Source organism: Neorhizobium turbinariae (genome assembly GCF_023223505.1).
Lineage (GTDB): Bacteria > Pseudomonadota > Alphaproteobacteria > Rhizobiales > Rhizobiaceae > Neorhizobium > Neorhizobium turbinariae.
On the sequence record NZ_JALPRY010000012.1, the window covers coordinates 221951 to 246545 of the forward strand.

Sequence of the window (24595 nt, forward strand, 5' to 3'; positions counted from 1 at the left end):
CGCCTAATGACACAGGAAGACATCGCAACCCGAAGCAATGACTTGCGGATGACGCAAAGCCACGTCATTGACTGCGCATGTCAGAAAACCAACGCCTCGACCAGCTTCTGGTCACCCTCGATCTTGTTGCAAGCCGTGCCCGCGCCAGAGACGCCATCTCGCGCGGCACCGTGACCGTGAACGGCCGCGTCGTCACCAAGCCGAGCCTCACCTTTCCCAGCAACGCCGAAATCAGCATCGATGATCCGGCCCAGGATTTTGTTTCCCGCGCGGCATTGAAGCTTGTTGCGGCGCTTGACCACTTCCAGCTCGATCCGGCTGGCCACGAATGTCTCGATATCGGCGCCTCGACGGGCGGCTTTACCGAAGTGCTGCTGATGCGCGGTGCAGAGCATGTGACGGCGATCGACGTCGGTCACGGGCAAATGCATCCCCGCCTCCTCGACCACCCGAGGGTGACGAACCTCGAGGGCGTCAATGCGCGCTACCTCACACCTGAGGACTATGATGAGCGCGAGATCACCTTCATCGTCTCGGACGTCTCCTTCATTTCCTTGAAGCTTGCGCTGGCACCGGCGCTTGAGCTTGCCGAGCCGGGCGCGGTCTGCGTGCTGCTCGTCAAGCCGCAGTTCGAGGCAGGTCGCGATGCGATCAGCAAGGCGGGGCTCCTGAAGGAGCCGGAAACCGCGCCGGCAGTCGCCGCAGAACTGGAGCGCTGGCTTGCGGAAGACATGGGCTGGGAAGGCCTTGGCCTGATCCCCTCCCCGATCACCGGCGGAGACGGGAACCAGGAGTTCCTGCTTGCCGGCAGAAAACCGCAGGAGCAGGCATGAGCACGCTGACCGTTTCCATCGACCGGCTGGGATCCCAGGGCCATGGCATTGCCGAGGACAGCAATGGCCCGATCTACGTGCCTTACGCGCTTCCCCGCGAGAGCGTTGCGATTGCGAGGAACGGCGACTATGGCACGATCATGTCAATCGCCGTGCCCTCGCCCGACCGGGTGAAACCACCGTGCCGCCACTTCGGTCCGGACAGCGACGCCTGCGGCGGATGTGTGCTGCAGCATCTGGCGGATTCGCCCTACCACAGCTTCAAACGGGACCTGGTGGTTCACGCCCTGCGATCGAGAGGGCTGGAGCCTCCGGTGCGCGACCTCGTCATCTGTCGTCCCGGTGAACGGCGGCGGGTGGTGCTGTCGGCGCGCCAGACGGAAAAGGAATTCCTGCTCGGATACAACCGCGCCGAAACCAACCATATTTTCAACGTGGTTGAATGTCCGATCTCCTCGCCGGGGATCGTAGGCCAGCTTGGTGCCATCCGTGCCATCGCGAAGTCGCTGGTGTCCGGCAGCGAAATCATCCGCATCGCGGTGCTGGAAACGCTGGTCGGTCTTGATCTTGCCGTCGAGGGCCTGAAGCCACTTGGGGAGAAGCATCGCCGCAGCGTCACCGAAACGGTGCTGAGCCTGCGCGGTATTGCCCGCCTTTCGGTCAATGGCGAGATCCTGATCGAACCTCAGAAACCGAAGGTTGATTTCGGCGGTGTGACAGTCACCCCGCCACCTGCTGGCTTCGTGCAGGCAACGAAACCAGCGGAAGAGGCCATGGCGGAACTGGTGCAGGCCCATGTCGGCAAGTCAAAGCGGATCATCGACCTCTTCGCGGGCTCAGGTACGTTCTCGCTTCGGCTGGCGCGCCGCGCGAAGGTTCACGCTGTCGAGGGTGACGACAAGGCGATCCGGGCGCTCGATACGGCTGCCCGCAACACGCAGGGCCTGAAGCCCGTTACGGTGGAAAGGCGCGATCTCTTCCGCCGCCCGATGATGGTGTCGGAGCTCAAGAACTTCGATGCGGTGGTGTTCGATCCGCCGCGTGCCGGGGCGGAAGCCCAGATGCGCGAACTTGCCCGCTCCAGCGTGAAGACGGTCGCAGCCGTCAGCTGCAACCCGGTGACGCTGGCACGCGACCTGAAGATCCTGGTCGATGGCGGATACCAGATCAAGGAGGTCACCCCGATTGACCAGTTCCTGTGGTCGCCGCATGTCGAGGCAGTCGCCCTTCTCGTGAGGTAACTAGCGGTCGAGGTTCAGGCGCCCGCTGCCCACCACGCCGGAGCAGCGGCACCGCTCGCCAACGCGACCCGGACGGGCATCACAAACATAGGGACGCCGGCGGTCGGAGCTGCGCGGCGGCTCGACGACGCAGACATAGCGGTCGCGGCGAAAACGTTCGCGATCGCGATCCCTGATGCGATCACGTTCCCTGACCCGATCCCTGTCGCGCTCGCGGCCGATGGTGATCCCGTTCGGGCCGATCGTCACCGACGGCGCCTGCGCCAGCTCGACCTGCGCACTCCATACGGTCATGGGGGCGAGGCCTTCGGCGGCTGCCGGAGTGATGCTCACGAGCGCCAGAACCAGACCAGACAATAAACGGTTGGGCATTTTCTCTTCTCCCAAGGTTGGAAGAAGAAGATCTAGCGTTTTCCGCGTCTAGAGGAAGATGCGCGCCGTCTTTGCTTTGGTGATGCTTAACGGCGAAGGAATGCTTCGAAGGCGGCGCGGGCCTCTGCACTCCGCAGTTGAGCCGAGAAGTGCACCAGTTCTTCATCCATGCGCGCCAGGATCTCGTCCCGCGGACCCTTGACCAGGTCGCGCGCGATCTTCAGCGCCTGGGGTGGCTTTGCCGCAAGGCTCGCTGCCAGTGCCAGCGTGTGTGGCTCGACGTCGCGAGGCTCGACGATCTTCCAGATCAAGCCTGCATCGAGCGCGGCCTGTGCGGAGAATGCCTCCCCGGAAACAAGCAAGGCAAAGGCGCGCTGGTGACCCATGATCTTTGGCACAAGCAGGCTGGAGGCCGCTTCAGGCACGAGGGCGAGATCCACGAAAGGTGTCTTGAACAGGCTGCGGCTCGAGGCAACCGTCATGTCGCAATGCAGGTGGATCGTCGTGCCGATGCCGATCGCCAGACCATCGACACCGGAGACGAGCGGCTTTTCCGCCTTTGCCAGCGCCTTGATAAATTTTGCGGCTTCCGGCGGCTCGGTGGAGCCGGACATAGCGTAGCTCAGGAAATCGGCCATGTCGTTTCCGGCCGAGAAACAGCCCTCGGTGCCGATGAAAGCCACGGCCCGGATTTCCGGCGTCGAATTGGCCTCGTCGAGTGCCGCGGTCATCCGGTCATACATGGCCGAGGTGATGGCGTTCTTCTTTTCCGGGCGGTTGAAGCGGATCACCATGACGCCCGGATGCGCCTCGGGACGGTCGACCAGGATGTGCGTATCGCTCACGGGAGGCTCCTTCAGGCGAGAACAGCGCGGGCAGCTTCGAGGCTCGGCGCGCCGGAGACAACGCGATCCTTGAGTGCCGAGGTTTCGGCGAGAAGGTTCTCCGCCATGAAGCGGCAGAGCGCGACGCGCTTGTCGGCGTTGCCGTCCTCCACTGGGGCAAGCGCACCCTTGGCAAGGTAGCAACCATTCAGCACGAGGCCGAAAAGACGCTGGTAAGGCGTGGCTCCTGCGAGCGCTTCCGCCACCCTGCCCTCGGCTTGCGCCTCGAGCAGCCAGGTCGTTGCCGTTTCCAGCGCCGCAAGGGCGGCCTTCAGCCGGTCGCCGGTTTCTCCGAAGGCGGCGTTGTTGGAAGTCGCAACGCGTTCAGCAATGTCGCGCAACTCGCCGATGAAACCGCGCACCTGCTCACCGGAGGAGAGCGGCAGCTTGCGCACGACAAGGTCGATCGCCTGGATGCCGTTGGTGCCTTCGTAGATCGGTGCAATGCGGGCATCACGCAGGTAACGCGCCGCGCCCGTTTCCTCGATGAAGCCCATGCCGCCATGCACCTGGATGCCGAGCGACGCCACGTCGACGCCGACATCGGTGGCGAAGGCCTTGGCTATCGGCGTCAGCAAGGCAGCGCGTTCACTCCAGAAGCGGGCGTCGGTGCCTTCGGTGTGGTGCGACATGTCGATCGCATGGGCGCAGGCATAGCAGATCGCGCGTGCGCCTTGCGTCAACGCCTTCATGGTGACGAGCGTGCGGGCGATATCCGGATGCTCAATGATCGGGCTCATGCCGGAGCCGGACCAGCCCGGCGCCTTGCCCTGCGTGCGCTCGTTGGCATAGGCGATGGCCTTCTGCGTTGCCGCCTCGGCAATCGCGACACCCTGCATGCCGACAGCCAGGCGCGCATTGTTCATCATCGTGAACATGCAGGCGAGGCCCTTGTTTTCCTCGCCAATGAGCCAGCCGATAGCGCCCTTCTCGGCGCCGAACTTTCCGTCGCCGTAGATCATGGTGCAGGTCGGCGAGCCGTGGATGCCAAGCTTGTGCTCGATGGAATGGCAATAGACATCGTTGCGCTCGCCGAGCGAGCCGTCGTCATTGACCAAGAGCTTCGGCACCAGGAAAAGGGAAATGCCGCGGGTGCCGGCCGGGGCATCGGGAAGCCGTGCAAGCACCAGGTGGATGATGTTGTCGGCCGCGTCGTGCTCACCCCAGGTGATGAAGATCTTCTGGCCGAAGATGCGGTAGGTGCCGTCACCATTGCGTTCGGCGCGCGTCTTCAGGACGCCGAGGTCGGAGCCCGCATGGGGCTCTGTGAGGTTCATGGTGCCGGTCCATTCGCCGGACACCATCCTGGCCAGATACTTGTCCTTCAGCGCGTCGCTGCCGTGGGCGACCAGCGCCTCGATCGCACCCATGGTGAGCGTCGGGGCGAGCGCGAAGGCCATGGAGGCGGAGTTCCACATCTCAAGCGCGGCGACGTTGAGCATATGCGGCAGGTTCTGGCCGCCGAAGGCTTCCGGTGCCGTGAGGCCGTTCCAGCCACCTTCGCGCCAGTGGCGGTAAAGCTCGGCCCAGCCGTCCGGCGTCTTCACCTCGCCGTCGGTGAGGCGCGCGCCCTGCCGATCGCCAATTTCGCCAAGCGGCGCCATCTCGTTACCGGCGAAGCGACCTGCTTCCTCCAGGATCGCGTCGACGAGATCGCTACCTAGATCTCCCAGGCGCCCGCTTTCCACGGCTTCCGCCAGTCCCGCCACATGGTTGAGCGTGAACGCGATGTCCTGAACCGGTGCCTTATACATATCGAAATCTCCTCGCCTGACGCGCCGCAGCCGATCGGCGGGACCGGCTTCTCCACCTGCTTTTTACGTAAACGTAAATACAGTTGTCAATCTCGTGCGTGAGGAGAGGAGCGGCAGGCGGACTGTGTGCGACACTCCTAAAGAGAAACGGCCAAGCGAAGGCCTGGCCGTTTGCAGATGGTTGTTGGATGTCTCACGGATCAGGCGACGATCGAAAGTTGCCCCTGCTCCCCCATCAGGCGGTTGACCATGAAGTTCGAATACCATTCGACGAATTGCATGACGCCGCCTTCGTGGAGATCCGAATACGGGCCCGGCTCATAGGCCGGAGAACGGATGCCGAAGGCGTTTTCCTCGACAATCTGGCGGTCCTGGTCGTTGGTCATGTTCCAGACATGCGTCAGTTCCTCGAGGTTATAGTCAACGCCCTCGACCGCATCCTTGTGGACCAGCCATTTGGTGGTGACGGCCGTTTCTTCCGGCCCAAGCGGCAGCACGCGGAAGGAGATCGCATGGTCGCCCAGCACATGGTTCCAGGTGGTCGGGTAATGGAAGAGCAGCATCGTGCCGATATGCGAGAGCGTAACGTCATCCGACAGCGGGCGCGAAACGGCCGGCTTGCCGGACATGGTGTAGCTTTCAGCCTCCTCGATAAGCGGCATGCGCGCGACGCGGAACTGCCCGCTTTCATGCATCTGGAAGGTGCTGGGCAGGCCCGCCGTTTCGCAACGCTTCCAGTGATCGGCAATCACCGGATCATCCGCCGCGCCCTGGACGCCCGTCGCCGTTGGCGCTTCCGGATAGGTGCGGCAAAGCTCCGGATGGTTCGCGGCGCAATGGTAACATTCGCGGTTGTTTTCCCAGACGAGCTTCCAGTTGCCCTTTTCAATGATGGTCGACTGGTGGGCGACTTTCGCTTCGCTCAGGCGATGCGGCGCGAGATAGGGTTCGATCTGCGCCCGTACCGGCGCGAAATCTGGCGCTTCATTGGCAAGACAGATGAAGATATAGCCGCCGACGCTTTCGCAATGGACCCGCTTCATGCCGTATTGCGACTTGTCAAACTCGCTGCCCATCTGGCGGCCGACGAGGAGCGAACCGTCAAGTTCGTAGGTCCACTGATGGTAAGGGCAGACAAGCCGAACCGCCGAGCCGTGCTCCTTGGTGCAGACGCGGCTTCCGCGGTGCCGACAGGTGTTGTGCAGCGCGCGGATTTGGCCATCCCGACCACGCACCACGACCACCGGATAATCGCCGATCTGCAGGGTGAAATAGCTGCCGTTCTTTGGCAGTTCGCAATCATGGCCCACGAACAGCCAGTCGCGGTACCAGAGCATTTCCATATCAAGCTTGAAATAGGCCGGGTCGGTATAGAACGGTTGCTCAAGGCTGAAGCCTTCGCGGCGGTTCTTGAGCTGCCGCATCACCTGACTGCGAAATTCCATCTTCCGGTTCCCAAAATGCGCGGCAAAGGGTCCGGGAGGACCGCGGCGTTCCGCCTGGCCTGCCTCGCCGAAAATCACCGCGACCGATAAATCCTGTTCCCCACCCGGCGCGGATATAACCACCCGACGGATCTGTCGCATAGGCGACAATGCGACATCGGACACTGCAATGACGACGGCGTGTTTTTGTCGTTGAAGGGTGTGTCTCCAGCCCCGCAAAAGGAAGGGGTGGCAAGAAGGTCGCTACGGTTTCGATCGCAGCATGAACAGGAGCTATGTCGCCGTGCAGCCCAGCGCAAAGATCAGGTATTTCGATGCTCCTGCGCCTTCGGCTGCAAACCAGCCGGCGCCCAAACCTGCCAAACATTCCGAGTTCCTGCGCACCGGCCGGATCTACCGGGCGCGCAGCACGTGGTCGCCGGAAGAGCGGCGTTACCTGACGCATGAGGAGGTCGCCGAACGCACCGGCCAGGTGCTGCAGGCTGCCGCCGAAAAGAGCCACGAGCGGATCAACGGCTTCCATCGCTCGATCCAGTTTCCCAAGATCATCTTCCACCGCACGCTGGATGAGCGGCCGCACCTCGGTTACTGCCATGTGACGGCGGCGCGGACGCTGCTCGCCCGCCTGCCGGTGAGCTGGTCCTTCTATATCGCCAACTTTTCCGGCCAGATTGGCGAAGACACGTTCTTCGAGCGGATCAGCCCGGCGAACGGCCGCATGTATTTCGCCGTGGCGCTCACCGGCGAGCCGGGCAAGCTGCAGATCAACCGCTCGATCCGCAAGAACGGTGTGCTGTTCCAGACCAGCGACCCCAAGGAAGCCGTCAAGAACGTGCTGATGCTGGGCACCTCGAGCGAAGAGCTTCGGGAAAAGATCAAAAAGCTTTGAAGCTGGCCCGGTCCGCGTTATTCACAGGCGGACATGACGGCAGACATCATCGACATCAGAACAGACCGCGACCACGGCATCGAGGCAGCCTGCCAGGTGCTGGGCGAAGGCCTGCCCGTGGCAGTGCCGACCGAAACAGTCTACGGGCTTGCGGCCGACGCGACCAATCCGGGCGCGATCACACGCATTTACGAGACCAAGGGGCGGCCACGCTTCAACCCGCTCATCTGCCACATGGCGGATCTCGCCATGGCCGAGCACTACGCCGTCTTTGACCCGATTTCGCAAAAGCTAGCGGAAACCTTCTGGCCGGGACCGCTGACGCTCATCCTGCCGCTGAAGCCACAGAGCGGCATCCATGCGCTGGCGACAGCTGGCCTCGATACGGTCGGCATCCGGGTGCCGAAGGGTTTCGCTTCCGATCTCATCCGCGCCTTCGGAAAGCCGCTCGCGGCGCCAAGCGCCAACACCTCCGGCAAGATCAGCCCGACGCGTGCCCGGCATGTGGCGGATGATCTTGGGGAAAAACTGAACCTGGTGATCGATGGCGGCACCGCGCCGGTCGGCGTGGAATCCACCATCGTGCGGGTGGAAGGGGACACGATCCGGTTGCTGCGGCCGGGCGGCATCGCGGCCGAAGAGATCGAGAAGGTTACAGGGACCGCGATCGAGCGGCCGAAGGGTGCTGCGGCGATCATCGCGGCGCCGGGCATGCTTGCCTCCCATTATGCTCCGGGCGCACAGGTCCGCCTGCAGGCGACCGAGGCCAAGGCTGGGGAAGCACTGATCCAGTTCGGCGCTGACACGATCCGCAACTCGAACGAGGCCGCGGCGGTGTTCAACCTCAGCCCTTCCGGTGACCTCGCCGAGGCGGCGGCCAATCTTTTCGACATGCTGAAGCGCGCCGATGCGACCGGGGCGCGGGTCATCGCCGTGGCACCGATACCCAATCATGGCCTCGGCGAAGCCATCAATGACCGCCTTTCGCGCGCGGCCGCGCCGCGCGAAACTTAGCCGACAGAAGGAGGAGCCTATGGACATTCCAGGACCGCGACCGGAGCTTCTCGATCGTTTCGCCGCCATTGTCGGCGCCAATCATGTGCTGCGCGACTCGAATGACCTTGCGCCGCATCTGGTGGAAGGGCGCGGGCTGTACCGGGGCGCCTCCCCAATGCTCCTGAAACCCGGTTCGACCCAGGAGGTCTCCGCGATCCTCAAGCTCGCCAGCGAAACCGGCACGCCGATCGTGCCGCAGACCGGCAATACGGGGCTTGTGGGCGGCCAGACGCCTCGCGCCGAAGGCACCGACCTGATCCTTTCGCTGGAGCGGATGAACCGCATCCGTGACGTTGATCCCGTCGCCAATGTTCTCGTTGCGGATGGCGGCGCCATCCTGGCGGATGTCCAGAAGGCCGCAGAAGCCGTCGACCGCCTGTTTCCACTGTCGCTCGGATCGGAAGGCTCCTGCCGGATCGGCGGCAACCTTTCCACCAATGCCGGCGGCACCGCCGTGCTTGCCTATGGCAACATGCGCCAGCTCTGCCTGGGGCTGGAGGTCGTGCTGCCGACCGGCGAGATCTGGGACGGCCTGCGCCGGCTGAAGAAGGACAATGCCGGTTATGACCTGCGCGATCTGTTCATCGGCGCGGAAGGCACGCTCGGCGTCATTACCGGCGCGGTACTGAAGCTGTTCCCGCAGCCGCGCGGCCACCAGGTCGCCATGGCAGGCGTCAATTCGCCGGAGGATGCGTTGCGGCTGCTGGAGACCGCTTCCACCTTGTGCGGTACTTCCCTCACCGGCTTCGAGTTGATGCCACGCATCGGCATAGAGTTCTCGGTTCGACATACCGAAGGCGTGCGCGACCCGCTGTCTGATCCGCACCCGTGGTATGTGCTGATCGACATCTCCACATCGGACTCCGCCGAAACAGCGGAGCGCATGATCCAGACGCTGCTGGAGGCGGGCTTCGAGAGCGGGCTGATCCGCGATGCCGTGATTGCTTCCTCGGTCGCGCAGCAAAAGGCGCTCTGGCACATGCGCGAAAGCCTGTCGGATGCCCAGAAGCCGGAAGGCGGCTCCATCAAGCATGACGTTTCAGTGCCGGTTTCGAAGATACCGGCTTTCATGGCGGAAGCGGACAAGGCCGTGCTCGAAGCGGTTCCAGGTGCGCGCATCTGCGCCTTCGGCCACCTGGGCGACGGCAACATCCACTACAACATCTCCCAACCGGTTGGCGCCGACAAGGCGGAGTTCCTCGCCAAGTGGCGGATGATCAACGACATCGTCCACCCGATCGTGCTGGCTGCCGGTGGCTCGATCTCGGCCGAACATGGGATCGGACAATTGAAGCGGGACGAGCTCGCGCATATCCGCTCACCGATCGAGATGGACCTGATGCGGCGCATCAAGATGGCCTTCGACCCGGCCGGCATCATGAATCCCGGCAAGGTCGTCAGCGTCCCGTAACGGGACCCTAAGGCCCGGACGATGCGCTAGAGGGCTAGCGCATCTTCAGCTGCGAAAGTGCCCAGAGCGTATCGGCGCTAATGCTGCCGCTCGTGCCGCCCAGGATGTCGACGGCACCGGAACTGATCACCTGGTTCTCGATGTCGTACATCATGGTGAAGCGCTGGACGAGCTTCTTGAGCTTCACCGGATCGCTCAGGTCTTCCAGATTGAGCTTGCTCTTGACGAGTTGTGCCTGCTTGTCGACATCCATGCTGCCCATTTCGGCGGGCATGCTGAAGGTGACGCGGAAGAACTCCAGCAGCGCCTCGTCGCCGAGGATGACGTAAGGGTCAGTGATGCTGTCGGCCATGCGCTCGAAATAAAGCGCCAGGCGCACGCCCGGGTTTTCCTCGCCCTGCTCAGTCTCCAGCAACTGCCGCACATACATGCTTTGCGTGGTGATGACCTCGCCGCCGTTCTGCACGTTACCAGCGGCCCGGCGGTCGATTTCGCCATCCGGCAGAAAGTTGAACGTGCCGACGAGCTGCGCAAAACGCTTGTCAGCCTGAATGTTGACGAAGCTCTTCGGATCGGAAAGGTCGGAATCGAAGGCCTTCTTCAGGAAATCGTCGGTGACGGTTTCCGGATCGATGCCCTTCGAAAACAGCAGGATATCGAGCAGCTTGCGATCCGCCAGGAGCTCCGACTTGTTCTCGATGCGCTGAATGGTGTCGGTGTAATACTTCGCTTCCGCCTGCGCCTTGGTCTTGGCTGCTTCGAGCTCGTCCTTTTCGAGATAGCGCGTCTTGCGCAGGATGTAGTCCTTGGCGATGTTGGTGATGGTCGCGTTGGATTGCGCCATGACGGGCGTCGTGATCGAACCGTCCGGGGCGAAGTTGAACAGCTTCGCAAGCTTGACGAGGCGCGGATCCTTCAGCGTGTAGATGTAGCTCTTGGGGTCGGAAAGATCGCTCTTCAGCGCGTTGCGAAGCTTCAGGTCGGAATAGGTCGACAGCTCGATGCCGACGGCCTCCAGCGCAAAGTTGAGGCTGGTCCGGCCCGAGCCGAACAGATCGTTGACCGACTTGAGCGCGGCCATGTCCAGCTTGTAGAACTGGATGCTCTTCTCGGTCGCTGCTTCCTGCTTGTCGTCCCAGCGGCTCATATAGCCGTCGCGGGTCGCCGAGGTCTGTGCTTCGGTCTGAGCGTTGCCGGCAGCGACAGTACCGTCCGCCTGGAAGTTGAAGGCGTTGTAGAGCGCGCGGTATTGCGGACGCGTTTCTTCATATTGCTCGACGATGCCGCCGTCGTTCGCCAGGATACGCTCGATCGTCGACGGGACGATATAGCTTTCGTCGAGACCGTAGGCGACCTTCACATACTGCAGCAGCCGCGGGTCGTCCGTGATGTCGGAAGCCTTGGTGATGGTAGGGAGCTTCTTCTCGAAATACTCCTGATTATACATTGCCTCGGCACGGGTGGTGCGTGTCTGGGAGCTGAAATAGCCGCCAACCAGTTCGTCGATCTTGTCGTCCGTGATGAAGCCGCCGGGTGGGACGGAACCATCCGGGTTGAAGTTGAAGTCATTCGCCAGCACTTCCATGAACTGGAAGAACGGGATCTTGTCGACCGATGCGTTGATGATCTCCTGCAGCGCTTCGCGACGCGCTTCCGTCTGGTCGACCGGCACGAGGCGCGAGTTGAGCTCCGTCAGGCGCGTGTTGTAGCGGTCGAGTTCGGCCTGGTCGCTGAGGAGCCCGGCTTCGGTCGCGGCAAGGCTCGCCTGCAGCGCATCCAGTTCCTGCTGCAGCGCCGAGGTGTCGCCGGTGGCGTTGTCGATCTCGTTCTGCTTGGCGGCAATCTGCGCCATCAGGTCGGTACGCGTCGTCTGTCCTGTCTGGATGGTGTCCTGCAGGGCGGGAAGCGCTATGATGATCGTGGAGCGCTCGGCAAGCTCGCCATCCTCCGTGCGCGCCGCGCGGTAACCCGCAAGCTCGTTGCCATATGCCTGGTTGAAGAAGCTCGACGGATCGTTCGGATCGCTCACCATGGCGCCGCGGATGGCATCGCGGTTGTAATATTTCGCGTCATAATCGTAGGCGCGGAACAGGTAATCACGCAGCCGGTCGTTGGAGAGAAGCTCGTCGACGCTGTTGATATTGCCTAGCGTGCCGAGCATGACCCTGAAATAGCGGGTGTCCTCGGCCGTCGTATCGTTCAATGCTGCGACAGTTTCGTCGTAGGTCTCGAACAATTCATCCATCTGACCGTTCGACTGGGCGGCTGCAGTACCGCCGGCTGCCCCAAAATTGAACGCCGCGGCGATGTTCTTGTAACGCTCGTCCGTCAGGCGGTTGGCAAACGAGTTCTCGTCGCTGAGGTCGCTTTCGAACACCTTCTTCATGAAGGCCTTGGCGTAGATCATCTCTTCCAGGCCGTGCGCCTTCATGGCGTAGGAATAAAGGCGGTAATCGCCCAGGAACTCGTCCAGGTTTTTCACCTTGCCGATATTCTCCTGGTAATACTTGGTATCGTTGGCCACCATCGTCTGGCCGGAGATGCGGCCGAGGCTCTTCTGGATATCCCGATTGACGAGATCGAAGGTGAGATAGGTCGATACCATGACGAGGCCCTGCGAGTCGGAATGATGCTGTGGCAAGCATTGCCGACCAGCCTTGCCCGGGGCTTTCAAGCCGGCGGCGCCGCCTCAAGTCGATGATTAGACTGCATTTTCTGTACCTGATTTACTTTGGAGAAACCCAACTCCGATCGGTTTTGATAACCATCGACCGAGGCAAACTTTCCTTAACCGCGATTTTTAAGCAGTTTTGGAAGGGCGGCTCCTATGCTCCAGCCATCAGAGGACAAAAGTCCCGCACGAGATACCGGCAACGGCTCTCAGGTAAAACAAGGGTAGCATTGGATGAGCAATACCGTTCTGAAGCCCGTATGGGCAGGGTCGACATTGAGGCTCGATCCGTCTCGTTTCCCGCAGCAAATCACGTATGCGCTGCGCGAGACATCAGGAGATGTCACTATTACCATCGACGAGCGCGGCGCTGTGCTGCGCAAGATCCTTCCGACCAGCGGCCTGCCGCTGTCGTTCGCCCTTCCCGCTCGCGCCTTCAAGGGCGTTGCTGCGAGAGCCATCGACCACGGAGACGGCGAAGTCACCGTGACGCTTGAACTGCACCACGACGATCCGGATCTCTGCATCCCGCTTCTGGTGGCGCATGACCTTTGCGATATCGCAGCCGACTGGCGCAGCTGGTCGGATGCCTTCCGAATTCCGATGCTGATGGTGGAGGCCGACGGCGTTGCCCGGCCGCTGGAAAACCATTTCGGAGACGTGCGCTCCACCCGCACCGCTCCGCGTCGGCGCCATTCCTACTTCGCGGCACGGCGGCCGCGCTTCCTCGTCCGTCGCACGACCGGCAATCTGGGCGTGACGATGCGGATCGAAGGCAAGGAAATCATTGCACGGCGCTAGGCTTTCTGTCCCTTTGTCCAGCGTGTAATGCAATGAAAAGCCCGACCGGCAGCGGTCGGGCTTTTTCGTTTCTAGAAGAGCAGCGAAACGGCAAGCCCTGCAAAGATGATGGCGCCCACCCGACTGTTCGACCGGAAGAGTTCGACGCACTGGTCGCCGTTGTCGATATCGAGCACTGCCACCTGCCAGGCAAACATGCCAGCGGCGATGAACAAGCCCAGATAGCCGAGGAAGCCGATACCCGCGGCCGCGAAGGCGAAGAGGAGGAACAGCAGTGTCAGCCCGTAAAGCCCGATCAGCCAGGCCTTCGTATCCTCGGCGAAGAGGCGTGCCGTGGAGCGGACGCCGATGAGTTCATCATCTTCCTTGTCCTGGTGCGCGTAGATCGTGTCGTAGCCGATCGTCCAGGCGATGGCCGCAAGGTAGAGCCAGATGGCCGCCCAGGACAGGCTGCAGAAGACGCCCGCCCACCCCATCAACGCACCCCAGGAAAACGCCAGTCCAAGGAAGAACTGCGGCCAGTCGGTGAAGCGTTTGGCAAAGGGATAAATGGCAACGATCGCCAAGGAGACGATGCCGAGCGCGATCGCAAAGCCATTGAACTGCAGCAACACCAGCAAGCCGACGAGCGCCTGCAGCGCAATGAACACCTTCGCCTGGAAGCGCGTGGCGCGACCTGATGGCAGCGGCCGCGACCGCGTGCGTGCGACTTCCATGTCGATCTTGTGGTCAACGAGGTCATTATAGGTGCAGCCCGCGCCACGCATGGCGACGGCGCCGATGAAAAACAGCACCAGGTGCCAGATGAACTGACCGGGCGAAAACGCCTCGAGATCCTTGGCCGCATTGGCGGCGAGTGCTGCGGACCAGAAGCACGGCCACATCAGCAATTGCCAGCCGATCGGACGGTCCCAGCGGGCGAGTTGTGCGTAAGGCCAGAGGTTGCGCGGCAGCACCCTGTAGACCCAGTTGTTGGAAGGCGCGTCGGCAACGCGACCGGAAAGATGAATGTCGGACATAACCGGTTCTAGCGCCCGGTTTAACACAGGGTCAAGCAGCCGCGCGGGCTGCCCGACGCTGCCTCCTCACACGGCGATCCTGTCGAGCGGGATGCGCTGCTGCTCGAACGCCTTCAGTTCTGCCTCGCGCTCGTAGATGTAGTTACGGTTATCGGGCACCGCGGTGCGCTTCTTGACGATCTGCATCTGGAAAATGAAGAACGCCTCGTGGGTGAACGCCATCTCGGAGCCGGCGAGATAGAACTCCCACATGCGCACGAACCGCTCGTCGTAGATCGCCGCGGCCTTTTCCTTGTTCGCCATGAAGCGCTCACGCCAATGGCGCAGCGTGTAGGCGTAGTGCATCGGCAGGATCTCGATGTCGGAGACGAGCAGCCCGGCCTTCTCGATCGCCGGCATGACTTCCGCGATCGACGGAATATAGCCGCCGGGGAAGATGTATTTCTCGATCCAGGGATTGTTGTAGATCGCCGGGTATGGCTGGCCGATCGAGTGCAGCACCATGACGCCGTCATCGGCGAGCACGTCGTTCACCTTGTTGAAGAACTTGCGGTAGTTCAGTCGCCCGACATGCTCGAACATGCCGACCGAAACGATGCGGTCATACTTCGTCGTCTTCGGCAGGTAATAATAGTCCTGTAGCTCGAAACGAACGCTGTGGGCCAGTCCACGCTTAGCAGCCCGTTCACGCGAGATCTTCAACTGCTCGGTCGACAGCGTGATGCCGGTGACGTCGACGCCGGAAGATTCCGACAGATACATCGCCATGCCGCCCCAGCCGGAGCCGATTTCGAGCGCCTTCTGGCCCGGTTCGGCCAGAAGCTTCGCCACGATGTGACGCTTCTTGGCGATCTGCGCTTCGTCGAGCGAGATGCCTGGCGGGTTGAAATAAGCGCAGGAATATTGCCAGTCCTCGTCGAGGAAGAGCGAAAACAGCTTCTCGTCGAGGTCATAGTGATGAGCAACATTGCGCCGGTTGTGGTTGATCGGCACGCGATTGCGGAACTGCGAGACGATCATGCGCCTGATGCCGTTGAGCACCATGCTCAGCGTCAGGCCTTCTTCCAGCGTGTTGTCCTTGATGAGCGCCAGGAACTCGTAGACATCGCCTTCCTCGACCACGAGGCGCCCGTCCATGTAAAGCTCGCCAAGCTGGAGTTGCGGATCTCGGACCAGCGCCCGTTCAGCCGCCTCGTCCGTGAACCTGATGGCGACCCGCCTGCCTCCACCATCCCCGTAGTGTTGCTCTCCACCCGAGCCGCGGACGGTCAGGCTGCCGGTCTTGATGATCTTGCTGAGAAGGATGTGAAGGGACGAGGCCATAGACTCACCTCCGAAAGTACTAAGGTTGCCTTATCAATTTAACCTAGCGTGTTCCTGAAGACATGCAAGCACGTCCGCGCCCCGAAAATGACATAAAAAAGCAGGTCGTCAAACCCTCGGCCGACAACCTGCATCTTCTGGTAGATAATCGTAGAACGTGTGGTGAAATCAGCGCCGCTTTAAAGCTTCCGCGAGTGCTGCACCGAAAGCGCCCTGCGAGGCCGGTTTTTCCGTCTTCATGAATTTCTTGTTCGCCGGAGCGCCACGATCGCCCATCCGCGGCGGTGGCGCCTCGCCACCATCCTTGCGCATCGTCAGGCCGATTCGCTTGCGCTTCACGTCGACCTCGACAACCCGAACCTTCACGACATCGCCTGCCTTCACCACTTCATGCGGGTCCTTGATGAACCGGTCGGCAAGCTGCGAGACATGGACGAGACCGTCCTGGTGCACACCGATATCGACGAAGGCGCCGAAGGCGGCGACATTGGTGACGGTGCCTTCCAGCATCATGCCGGGCTTCAGATCCTGGATCTCGTTGACGCCTTCCGCAAAGGTAGCGGTCTTGAAGCTTGGACGCGGGTCGCGTCCCGGCTTTTCAAGCTCAGCGATGATGTCCTTGACCGTCGGAAGGCCGAAGCGCTCGTCGATGAACCTGCGCGGATCAAGCGCCTTCAAGGTTGCGCTGTCGCCCATCAGCGAGCGAAGGTCGCGACCGCAGGCAGCGACGATCTTCTTTGCAACATCGTAAGCCTCGGGGTGCACGGCGGAGGCATCGAGCGGCTCCTTGCCGTTCGGGATGCGCAAGAAGCCAGCGGCCTGTTCGAAGGTGCGGTTGCCGAGGCGGGCGACCTTGAGCAGATCTCGGCGGCTGGAGAAGGCGCCGTTCTGGTCGCGATGGGCAACGATCGCTTCGGCGATCGAGCGGCTGAGACCGGAGACGCGTGCCAGAAGCGGCGCAGAGGCCATGTTGACGTCGACGCCGACGGCGTTCACCGCATCTTCGACCACGGCATTGAGCGAGCGGGACAATTTTCCCTGGTCCACGTCATGCTGGTATTGACCCACGCCAATCGATTTCGGCTCGATCTTGACGAGCTCCGCGAGCGGATCCTGCAGGCGGCGCGCGATGGAGACGGCACCACGCAAAGATACATCGAGCTGCGGAAACTCTGCCGCAGCCGTCTCGGAGGCCGAATACACCGAGGCGCCTGCTTCGGAGACGATCACCTTGGTGGGCTTCTGGCCCGGCAGCGCCGCCAGCATGTCCGCCACCAGCTTTTCCGTCTCACGGCTGCCGGTGCCGTTGCCGATCGCGATCAGCTCGACATTGTGCTTGCGGATGAGCGCAGCAAGTTCTGCCTGGGTGCCGCGCACATCGTTCTTCGGCGGGAACGGATAAACGGTGGTGGTTTCGAGGAGCTTGCCGGTTGCATCCACCACGGCGACCTTAACGCCGGTACGGATGCCGGGATCAAGCCCCATGGTCGGGCGCGAGCCAGCGGGTGCGGCAAGCAGCAGGTCCTTCAGGTTTCGCGCGAAAACGTGGATCGCTTCCTCTTCGGCCCGTTCGCGGAGTTCGCGCATCAAATCGAGCGACAGGGAGACCGAGAGCTTCACACGCCAGGTCCAGCCGGCGACGTCCATCAGCCAGCGATCTGCCGCACCGCGATCGCGGATGTCGAAAGCAGCGGCGATGATCCGCTGGGCGGGCTTCACCGGCGACGGATCGTCGGCATCCACCTCGATCGTCAGGGTCAGGACTTCCTCATTCCAGCCACGCAGCATCGCCAGCGCGCGGTGCCCCGGCGCCGTTGCCCAGCGCTCCGAGTGATCGAAGTAATCGGCGAACTTGGCGCCCTGCTCCTGCTTGCCGTCGACCACCTTGGCGCGCAGCATCGCGCCATTGCGCATGTGCTGGCGCAGCTTGCCAAGCAGATCGGCATTTTCGGAAATGGTTTCGGCAACGATGTCACGTGCGCCTTCAAGCGCCGCCTTCACGTCGGCAACGTCACCCGTGACATAGGGCGCCGCAAGCAGGGCCGGATCCGCCGTGCGATCTGTCCAGAGCGCTTCGGCCAGCGGCCCCAGCCCTCGCTCGCGGGCAATTTCCGCGCGCGTCCGGCGCTTGGGCTTGTAGGGAAGGTAAAGGTCTTCGAGTTCCGCCTTGGTGGTCGCCTTGCCGATCTTGGCGGCCAGTTCATCGGTCATCTTGCCCTGGCTGTTGATGGAATCGACGATCGAGGCACGACGCGCTTCCAGTTCGCGCAGGTAAACCAGCCGCTCGGACAGCGTGCGCAGCTGCGTATCGTCAAGGCCACCGGTGACTTCCTTACGATAACGGGCGATGAAGGGTACGGTGGCGCCTTCGTCGATCAGCCCGATCGCAGCAGCCGCCTGTTCGGGACGGGCATTGATTTCGGCAGCGATCGCGGTGGCGAGAAATCGGTTATCGGCGGCCATGCGTATCCTCGTTCAATTTGGAGGCGCGACCATAGTCAAACTTTGCGGCAAGGCAACGCTTCAAGAGTGCGATTCCACAGGCTGGCAACTTGACCTTTGCCTCCCCTCCCCTTAACCGCCGAGGACGGCAGCGAAAGGGTGCAACATGAAGCTTCTCTTGATTGGTTCGGGTGGACGAGAACACGCGCTGGCATGGAAGCTGGCCCAGTCGCCAAAGCTCAGCAAGCTTTATGCCGCACCGGGCAATCCCGGCATCGCCGACCATGCAGAACTCGTTGCGCTCGACGTCGAGAACCATGACGCGGTGCTGACGTTTTGCCGCGAGACCGGGATCGATCTCGTCGTGGTTGGTCCCGAGGCGCCGCTGGTGGCAGGCTTGGCCGATGTGCTTCGCTCCGCCGGCATCCATGTCTTCGGCCCTTCCGCCGCAGCCGCACAGCTTGAGGGCTCGAAGGGCTTTACCAAGGATCTCTGCGCCCGCTACGACATCCCCACCGGCGCCTATCGCCGCTTCACCGACGCCACTTCCGCCAAAACGTATGTCGAGGAACAAGGCGCACCGATCGTCGTCAAGGCGGATGGCCTGGCGGCCGGCAAGGGCGTCACCGTTGCGATGACTATCGAAGAAGCGCTTGCCGCCATCGATGACTGCTTTGACGGCGCCTTCGGCAGCGCCGGCGCAGAAGTCGTGGTCGAAGCCTATCTCGACGGCGAAGAGGCGAGCTTCTTCTGCCTGTCGGACGGCAAGACGGCGCTGGCGCTCGCAACCGCGCAGGACCACAAACGTGTTGGAGACGGTGACACCGGCCCAAATACCGGCGGCATGGGCGCCTATTCCCCCGCCCCGGTGATGACCGACGAAATGGTGGCGCGCACGATGACCGAGATCATCGAGCCTACGATCCGCGGCATGGCGGAAAGCGGTTACCCGTTCACCGGCGTCTTCTTTGCCGGGCTGATGATCACCGCCAGGGGCCCGGAACTCATCGAATACAATGTCCGCTTCGGCGATCCGGAATGCCAGGTGCTGATGATGCGGCTGAAAAGCGACCTGCTTGACCTGCTCTACGCGGCCGCGACAGGAACGCTCGACCAGGTGCAGGCCGAATGGCACGATGACGTGGCGCTGACGGTCGTCATGGCATCGAAGGGTTATCCCGGTTCCTATGACAAGAACACACCGATTGCGCATCTGCCCGCAGGCTGCGATGGCGCCAAGATCTTCCACGCCGGCACGGCCTTGCAGGGGGACGAACTGGTGGCAACCGGTGGGCGCGTGTTGAACGTCACCGCGACGGGCAAGACCGTTGGCGAGGCGCAGGCACGAGCCTATGCGCTCCTCGACCAGGTGAAGTGGGACAACGGCTTCTGCCGCCGCGATATCGGCTGGCGTGCGATTGCGCGCGAAGGCCGCTAACGACGCAGTTCATTCAAAATTTACTGTTTTTCCTGACGGGATCGAAAGGAAACCCTGCTTAGCTCCAATGAGGGCTTAATGGGGATTTCGTCATGCGTATCGTCCTGGCTATGGCAGTGGTTTTATCCGGCGGCACAGCGCTCGCTTCGTCGATCACCAGTGTCGGCGGCGCGCCGTCGTCTGCGACGAGCATCGTCGTCAAGACCTGCACGCATTGTGACGCCGAGCCTGCGAAGGCAGACTCCGGCAGCTACGTCGTGCCCGAACTTGCGGCCGGCACCCAGAAGATCGAAGTGATCGAGATGCACGGCGAAAAAAGGCTTGTGCGGACGGAGGCCTGGTTCGGCGGCTCGCCCGTGGTCTTTGTCAGCAAGGTCCCAAGCTGGATGCAGGACAGTGCGGTTGCCGAAACCGGTCCTGACCAGCCTGTTCCAGCCGAAGCACAGTCTGCGACCGCTGTGCCCACGAAAGATGGCATCGATGAGGACGCCACGACCAGCGCCGTTGAGTCCGCGGCTGCTCCCCAGGCTACACTGCTGGGCGACGTAGAACTGCGGGTAAACTAACAACACCAGCAAACACAGTCGAAAGTCGCATGGGCCAGCGCTGCGGCTGCGGCCTATTTCAGCATATCATTAAATCTTTATTCAAGTTGAGCTTTCATTGTTGTTGCAGTGCAATGCAGCACCTTGTCGCGCAGGAAGCGCTCTCGCCTCTTCGTCTTCGGCGTGCACCGAAGTTCCTGTCCTTGAAAGTTCCCAACATGAAGAATTTGAAGATATCACACCAGCTGATATTTCTGACGATCGCGCTGGTGCTCGCGTTTGCGGTCGCGTCGTTCTTCCAGATCCGCTCTTCCATCAACACGATGTTTGACGAGCGCTACGGCATGCTGCGCACGCAGGTCGAATCCGCGGTCTCCATCCTTGAAGGCTTCCACAAGAAGCAGCTATCGGGCGAACTGAACGAAAAGGAAGCCAAGGCCCAGGCCTATGCGGCGCTTTCGAACGTGCGTTTCGAGCCGGACGGCTACCTCTATGGATATGACTACAACCACGTCCAGGTCTTCCACGGGATCAAGGACGACAGCGGCAAGAGCTTCAAGGACGTCCAGGACAAGACCGGCAAGTACCTTGTCCGCGATGTCGTTGAGCAGGCCCGCAACGGCAAGGGCCGCGCCGACTTCTACTGGACGAAGCCCGGCCAGCCGGCTGATGCCACATTCCTCAAGGGTGGCTATTCGAAAGCCTTCGAGCCGTGGCAGGTGGCTGTCGGAACCGGCGTCTACCTCGATGACCTGCAGGCGCAGGCGCGCGCCGCTATCTGGCGGGCAGTGTCGTCCGGCGCTGCCATCACGCTGATCGGCATCCTGTTTGCGCTACTCCTGATCCGCAACATCACCAAGCCGCTTGCCGCCGTTCACAAGGCGCTGGAAGCGGTGGCCGATGAAGACGTCGACACGGCGATCCCGCATACGGAGATGCGCAACGAAGTAGGCATGATGGCGAAGGCCACGAAGGCGCTGCAGGAGAAGGTGCGCGAGCGGCACGCCATGGCCGAACGCGAGGAAAGCCAGAAGCGGGAGCTCGATCGCGAGCGCCAGCAGAACGCCGACCTGCAGCAGAAGGACGCAGCAGCGCAGGCGCGCGTCGTCGCCACCATTGGCGAAGCGCTCGAAGCGCTCGCGACCGGCGACCTTACCGTTCGCTGCAGCGATCTTGGCCCGCGCTACGAGACCTTGCGCCACAACTTCAACGACGCGCTGGCGCGGCTGGAAGCAGCCATGGCCAAGGTCAATGCCAAGGGCATCGATATCGGTGGCTCCAAGGAAGAGATTCGCCGCGCCTCCAACGAGCTGTCGCAGCGCACCGAACGCCAGGCGGCAAACCTCGAAGAAACCTCCGCGGCGCTCGACGAACTGGCGGTCACCGTGCGCCAGACGGCCGAAGGCGCCCATGAGGCTTCGCAGCGCGTGACATCGGTCAGTTCTGAGGCGAGCCGTTCGGATCTCATCGTCGCACAGGCCATCGAGGCGATGGGCGGTATCGAGCAGTCGTCCGGCGAGATCTCCAAGATCATCGGTGTGATCGACGACATCGCCTTCCAGACCAACCTCCTCGCGCTCAACGCTGGCGTGGAAGCCGCGCGTGCGGGCGACTCCGGCAAGGGTTTTGCAGTCGTTGCCCAGGAAGTGCGCGAACTGGCCCAGCGTTCGGCCGCGGCGGCCAAGGAGATCAAGGACCAGATCTCACGCTCGTCGGGCCAGGTGCAGAACGGCGTCCGCCTGGTGGGTGAAGCCGGGGAAGCGCTGAAGCGGATTTCGGATCAGGTGAAGGTGGCCAGCGAGATCGTCGGCAAGATCGCCCACTCCGCTTCCGAGCAGGACACGACCCTGCGGTCGATCTCGTCTTCGCTTAACCAGCTCGACGCTGCCACCCAGCACAATGCTGCGATGGCTGAAGAGACCACGGCTTCCGCCGAGGCGCTGGCAACCGACACGGACGAGTTGCTGAACCTGATCCGCGGCTTCCGCATAGGCCAGGTTGAAAGCGCCTCGAACAGCCTGCACCAGATGGCTTACCAGATGCGCAAGGCGAGCTAAGCAGGCAAAACAGGATGATCGATTGAGAGCCGCCGGGTGATAAGCCCGGCGGTTTTCTTTTACCCGGAGATCTTCGAGAAGTCGGCAACCGTGCCGGTTGCTTCGCGGATGGCCTTCAAGAGCGCCAGGCGATTGGCCCGCACGACCACGTCCTCGTCGACAACCAGGACATCCTCGAAGAAGCGGTCGACCGGTGCGCGAAGCTTGGAGAGCGCTTCCATGGCGGAGCGGAAATCTTCCTTGGCGATCGCCTCGGAAGCTTCCTTGGACGCCGTCTGGACGGCCGCCCAGAGCGCCTTTTCCGCGTCGAGCTTCAGAAGCTCGTCCGCCACGCCATCGGCAACCACGGTGCCCTTCTTCTCCTCTGCGGCGAGAAGCTGCACGGCACGCTTGGTGCCGGCAAGCAGGTTCTTGCCGTCTTCGGAGGTGATGAAGGCCGTCAGCGCTTCCACGCGGCGGGCGACCATCAACAGATCGTCGGCTTCCGGGGTCAGCACGGCATCGATCAGGTCGTGACGGGCGCCCATGTCGCGCAGATAAACCTTCAGGCGATCGTGGAAGAAGGACAGGAGGTCGGCCACGACATCCGCATGCCCGCCAACAACCGGGAAGGTCTCATTGATATAGCTGTTGTCTTCGACTGCGCTGCCGCCTTCCGATGCTTCGACGGTTGGGGCACCACTGCGACCAGGCAATGCCTTTTCGAAAACTTGGAGGAGGTTCAGGCGAAGCTTGCGCTCCAGCAGGATACGCACGATACCTAACGCTGCACGGCGCAGCGCAAACGGGTCCTTGGAGCCTGTCGGCTTCTCGTCGATCGCCCAGAAGCCGACGAGCGTGTCGAGCTTGTCGGCGAGCGCCACCGTCAGGCCTACCTTGTCTTCCGGGAGGCGATCGGAAGGGCCATTCGGCTTCCAGTGATCTTCTATGGCAGCGGCGACGGACGCATCCTCGCCCTGCAGCAGCGCATAACGACGCCCCATCAGGCCCTGCAGTTCCGGGAATTCGCCGACAGCCTCGGTGCGCAGGTCCGCCTTGGCAAGCACGGCAGCGCGGTCAACAAGCGCCGGATCGGCACCTACGATGGGCGCGAGGTGAGCCGCGAGGCCGCGGATGCGACGCACGCGTTCCCCTTGCGTGCCCAACTTGGCATGGAAGGTAACGTTCAGCGCATCAAGCTTCGCCATGCGCTGGTCGAGCGGCTTGGCGAGATCAAGGTTGAACTTTTCGGCCGAGGTGCGCAGCGTCTCGAGGTCCGGAAGATCACCCTGGTCGCGGGTCCAGAAATGCTTGGCGTCCGACAGGCGCGCGCGCACGACCTTGCCGTTACCGTGCATGATTTCCTTGCCGCCATCCTTCGCCTGGATGTTCGACACCAGGATGAAGTGGTTGGAAAGGCCCTCGCCAGACTGCGGTCGGGTGACGAAGCACTTCTGGTTCGTCTTGATGGTGAGGCGGATGATCTCGAAGGGGATCTCCAGATATTCCCGCTCGAATTCGCCCATCAGCACATGCGGCCATTCGACGAGGCCGGACACCTCTTCCAGAAGGCCTTCGTCCTCGACAAGCTCCAGACCGTTTGCGAAGGCGAGATCGCGTGCGTCGTGAAGGATCACGTCCTTGCGGCGCTCGGCATCGAGCATGACCTTCGCCTTCTCAAGGCTCGCCACATAGTCATCGAAGCGGCGCACGGTGATCGGCTCCGGTGCGTGGAAACGGTGGCCATAGGTCACGTTGCCGGCGGTCACGCCATCAATTTCGAAGGGGATGACCTGCGTTTCGTCGTGCTCCGGTCCGAAGACGCAGACAATCGACTGTAGCGGGCGTACCCAGCGCATGCTTTCCGAACCCTTGCCCTCGACGCCCGCAAAACGCGCGCCCTTCGGCATGGAAGCCGCGCCCCAGCGCATCGATTTCGGCCAGGGAAAGGTGCGGATGATGCCGGGCATGACATCGGCGATGATCTCTTCGGCGGCGCGGCCGGGACGCGAGATGATGGCGACATAGAAGTCACCCTTCTTCGGGTCGCTGACGACCTGCGCCTCGGAAACAGATGAAAGGCCTGCCTTGCGCAGGAAGCCCTGCACCGCCTGCTCCGGCGCCTTTGTCGACGGGCCCTTAATTTCTTCGCGCTGGTCGGCCGAACGGGCGGTGAGCCCCCGGATATCAAGCGTCAGGCGGCGCGGTGTCCAGTACTCCCGCGCCCCTTCATAGGTCAGCCCCGCATCCACGAGCGCATCGGTCACAAGCTTTTTCAGATCTCCCGCCGCCTTGCGCTGCATGCGCGCGGGGATTTCTTCGGAGCGAAGTTCAAGAAGCAAGTCGGGCATGATGTAGGTCTTTGCGCTCAGAGTGACGTCGCGGCGGACTTAGCAAGCCTGTCACCAAAAGTCACCAATGGATTGGCGAAAGTG

Annotated in this window: 18 protein-coding genes; 9 read left to right on the forward strand and 9 right to left on the reverse strand. The window is 62.2% G+C overall.

From position 1 onward, the window contains the following. The first annotated feature begins 77 nt into the window (after positions 1-77). Both M0654_RS11810 and M0654_RS11815 read left to right on the forward strand, forming a co-directional pair. Positions 78-833 (forward strand): TlyA family RNA methyltransferase, encoded by a 756-nt coding sequence (locus M0654_RS11810; RefSeq protein WP_248683250.1) that lies wholly within the window; start codon positions 78-80, stop codon positions 831-833. After that, positions 830-2074: a class I SAM-dependent RNA methyltransferase gene (locus M0654_RS11815; protein ID WP_248683251.1), complete on the forward strand. Its 1245-nt coding sequence runs from the start codon at positions 830-832 to the stop codon at positions 2072-2074. The genes M0654_RS11810 and M0654_RS11815 overlap by 4 nt, the downstream gene beginning before the upstream one ends. Here M0654_RS11815 and M0654_RS11820 read toward each other — a convergent pair whose 3' ends face one another. The 4 genes from M0654_RS11820 to M0654_RS11835 form a co-directional block, all read right to left on the reverse strand. Then, positions 2075-2446 carry a hypothetical protein gene (locus M0654_RS11820; RefSeq protein WP_248683252.1) on the reverse strand — a complete coding sequence of 124 codons (372 nt, stop codon included), beginning with the start codon at positions 2444-2446 and terminating at the stop codon, positions 2075-2077. An 86-nt stretch (positions 2447-2532) separates the two neighbouring features. Beyond that, complete coding sequence (locus M0654_RS11825; RefSeq protein ID WP_313791081.1) at positions 2533-3291, reverse strand: crotonase/enoyl-CoA hydratase family protein; 759 nt, start codon at positions 3289-3291, stop codon at positions 2533-2535. A gap of 11 nt (positions 3292-3302) precedes the next feature. Beyond that, complete coding sequence (locus tag M0654_RS11830) at positions 3303-5084, reverse strand: acyl-CoA dehydrogenase (RefSeq protein ID WP_248683253.1); 1782 nt, start codon at positions 5082-5084, stop codon at positions 3303-3305. A 200-nt stretch (positions 5085-5284) separates the two neighbouring features. Further along, positions 5285-6529: an aromatic ring-hydroxylating oxygenase subunit alpha gene (locus M0654_RS11835; protein WP_248683254.1), complete on the reverse strand. Its 1245-nt coding sequence runs from the start codon at positions 6527-6529 to the stop codon at positions 5285-5287. A gap of 262 nt (positions 6530-6791) precedes the next feature. Here M0654_RS11835 and M0654_RS11840 point away from each other — a divergent pair, with 262 nt between their 5' ends. The 3 genes from M0654_RS11840 to M0654_RS11850 are packed head-to-tail and all read left to right on the forward strand — an operon-like array spanning position 6792 to position 9885. Further along, on the forward strand, positions 6792-7418 hold the full coding sequence (locus M0654_RS11840) for a DUF6656 family protein (protein WP_118848848.1): 627 nt from the start codon (positions 6792-6794) through the stop codon (positions 7416-7418). 33 nt (positions 7419-7451) lie between these two features. After that, positions 7452-8432 carry an L-threonylcarbamoyladenylate synthase gene (locus tag M0654_RS11845; RefSeq protein WP_248683255.1) on the forward strand — a complete coding sequence of 327 codons (981 nt, stop codon included), beginning with the start codon at positions 7452-7454 and terminating at the stop codon, positions 8430-8432. Positions 8433-8451: 19 nt separating this feature from the next. Continuing rightward, positions 8452-9885 carry an FAD-binding oxidoreductase gene (locus tag M0654_RS11850; RefSeq protein ID WP_248683256.1) on the forward strand — a complete coding sequence of 478 codons (1434 nt, stop codon included), beginning with the start codon at positions 8452-8454 and terminating at the stop codon, positions 9883-9885. Positions 9886-9919: 34 nt separating this feature from the next. Here M0654_RS11850 and M0654_RS11855 read toward each other — a convergent pair whose 3' ends face one another. Next, positions 9920-12490: a DUF1217 domain-containing protein gene (locus M0654_RS11855; protein WP_248683257.1), complete on the reverse strand. Its 2571-nt coding sequence runs from the start codon at positions 12488-12490 to the stop codon at positions 9920-9922. Positions 12491-12790: 300 nt separating this feature from the next. On the opposite strand from M0654_RS11855, the gene M0654_RS11860 reads away from it, so the two are divergent. Then, positions 12791-13357, forward strand: a complete 567-nt coding sequence (locus M0654_RS11860) for a DUF6101 family protein (RefSeq protein ID WP_248683258.1) — start codon at positions 12791-12793, stop codon at positions 13355-13357. 71 nt (positions 13358-13428) lie between these two features. On the opposite strand, the gene ubiA is transcribed toward M0654_RS11860, so the two are convergent. The 3 genes from ubiA to M0654_RS11875 form a co-directional block, all read right to left on the reverse strand. Then, positions 13429-14376 carry a 4-hydroxybenzoate octaprenyltransferase gene (gene ubiA, locus M0654_RS11865; protein WP_248683259.1) on the reverse strand — a complete coding sequence of 316 codons (948 nt, stop codon included), beginning with the start codon at positions 14374-14376 and terminating at the stop codon, positions 13429-13431. 66 nt (positions 14377-14442) lie between these two features. After that, complete coding sequence (locus M0654_RS11870; protein ID WP_248683260.1) at positions 14443-15699, reverse strand: SAM-dependent methyltransferase; 1257 nt, start codon at positions 15697-15699, stop codon at positions 14443-14445. Positions 15700-15867: 168 nt separating this feature from the next. After that, complete coding sequence (locus tag M0654_RS11875) at positions 15868-18162, reverse strand: Tex family protein (protein ID WP_248683261.1); 2295 nt, start codon at positions 18160-18162, stop codon at positions 15868-15870. Between the two features lie 145 nt (positions 18163-18307). On the opposite strand from M0654_RS11875, the gene purD reads away from it, so the two are divergent. The 3 genes from purD (at position 18308) to M0654_RS11890 (ending at position 22181) form a co-directional block, all read left to right on the forward strand. Beyond that, positions 18308-19579 carry a phosphoribosylamine--glycine ligase gene (gene purD / locus M0654_RS11880; protein ID WP_248683262.1) on the forward strand — a complete coding sequence of 424 codons (1272 nt, stop codon included), beginning with the start codon at positions 18308-18310 and terminating at the stop codon, positions 19577-19579. A 92-nt stretch (positions 19580-19671) separates the two neighbouring features. Next, the gene (locus M0654_RS11885; RefSeq protein WP_248683263.1) at positions 19672-20145 is read left to right on the forward strand and encodes a plant virulence effector HPE1-like domain-containing protein; all 474 of its coding nucleotides are present in this window, start codon (positions 19672-19674) and stop codon (positions 20143-20145) included. Positions 20146-20342: 197 nt separating this feature from the next. Continuing rightward, positions 20343-22181 carry a methyl-accepting chemotaxis protein gene (locus tag M0654_RS11890; protein ID WP_248683264.1) on the forward strand — a complete coding sequence of 613 codons (1839 nt, stop codon included), beginning with the start codon at positions 20343-20345 and terminating at the stop codon, positions 22179-22181. A gap of 59 nt (positions 22182-22240) precedes the next feature. Here M0654_RS11890 and glyS read toward each other — a convergent pair whose 3' ends face one another. Next, positions 22241-24511 (reverse strand): glycine--tRNA ligase subunit beta, encoded by a 2271-nt coding sequence (glyS, locus tag M0654_RS11895; RefSeq protein WP_248683265.1) that lies wholly within the window; start codon positions 24509-24511, stop codon positions 22241-22243. Positions 24512-24595 lie beyond the last annotated feature (84 nt).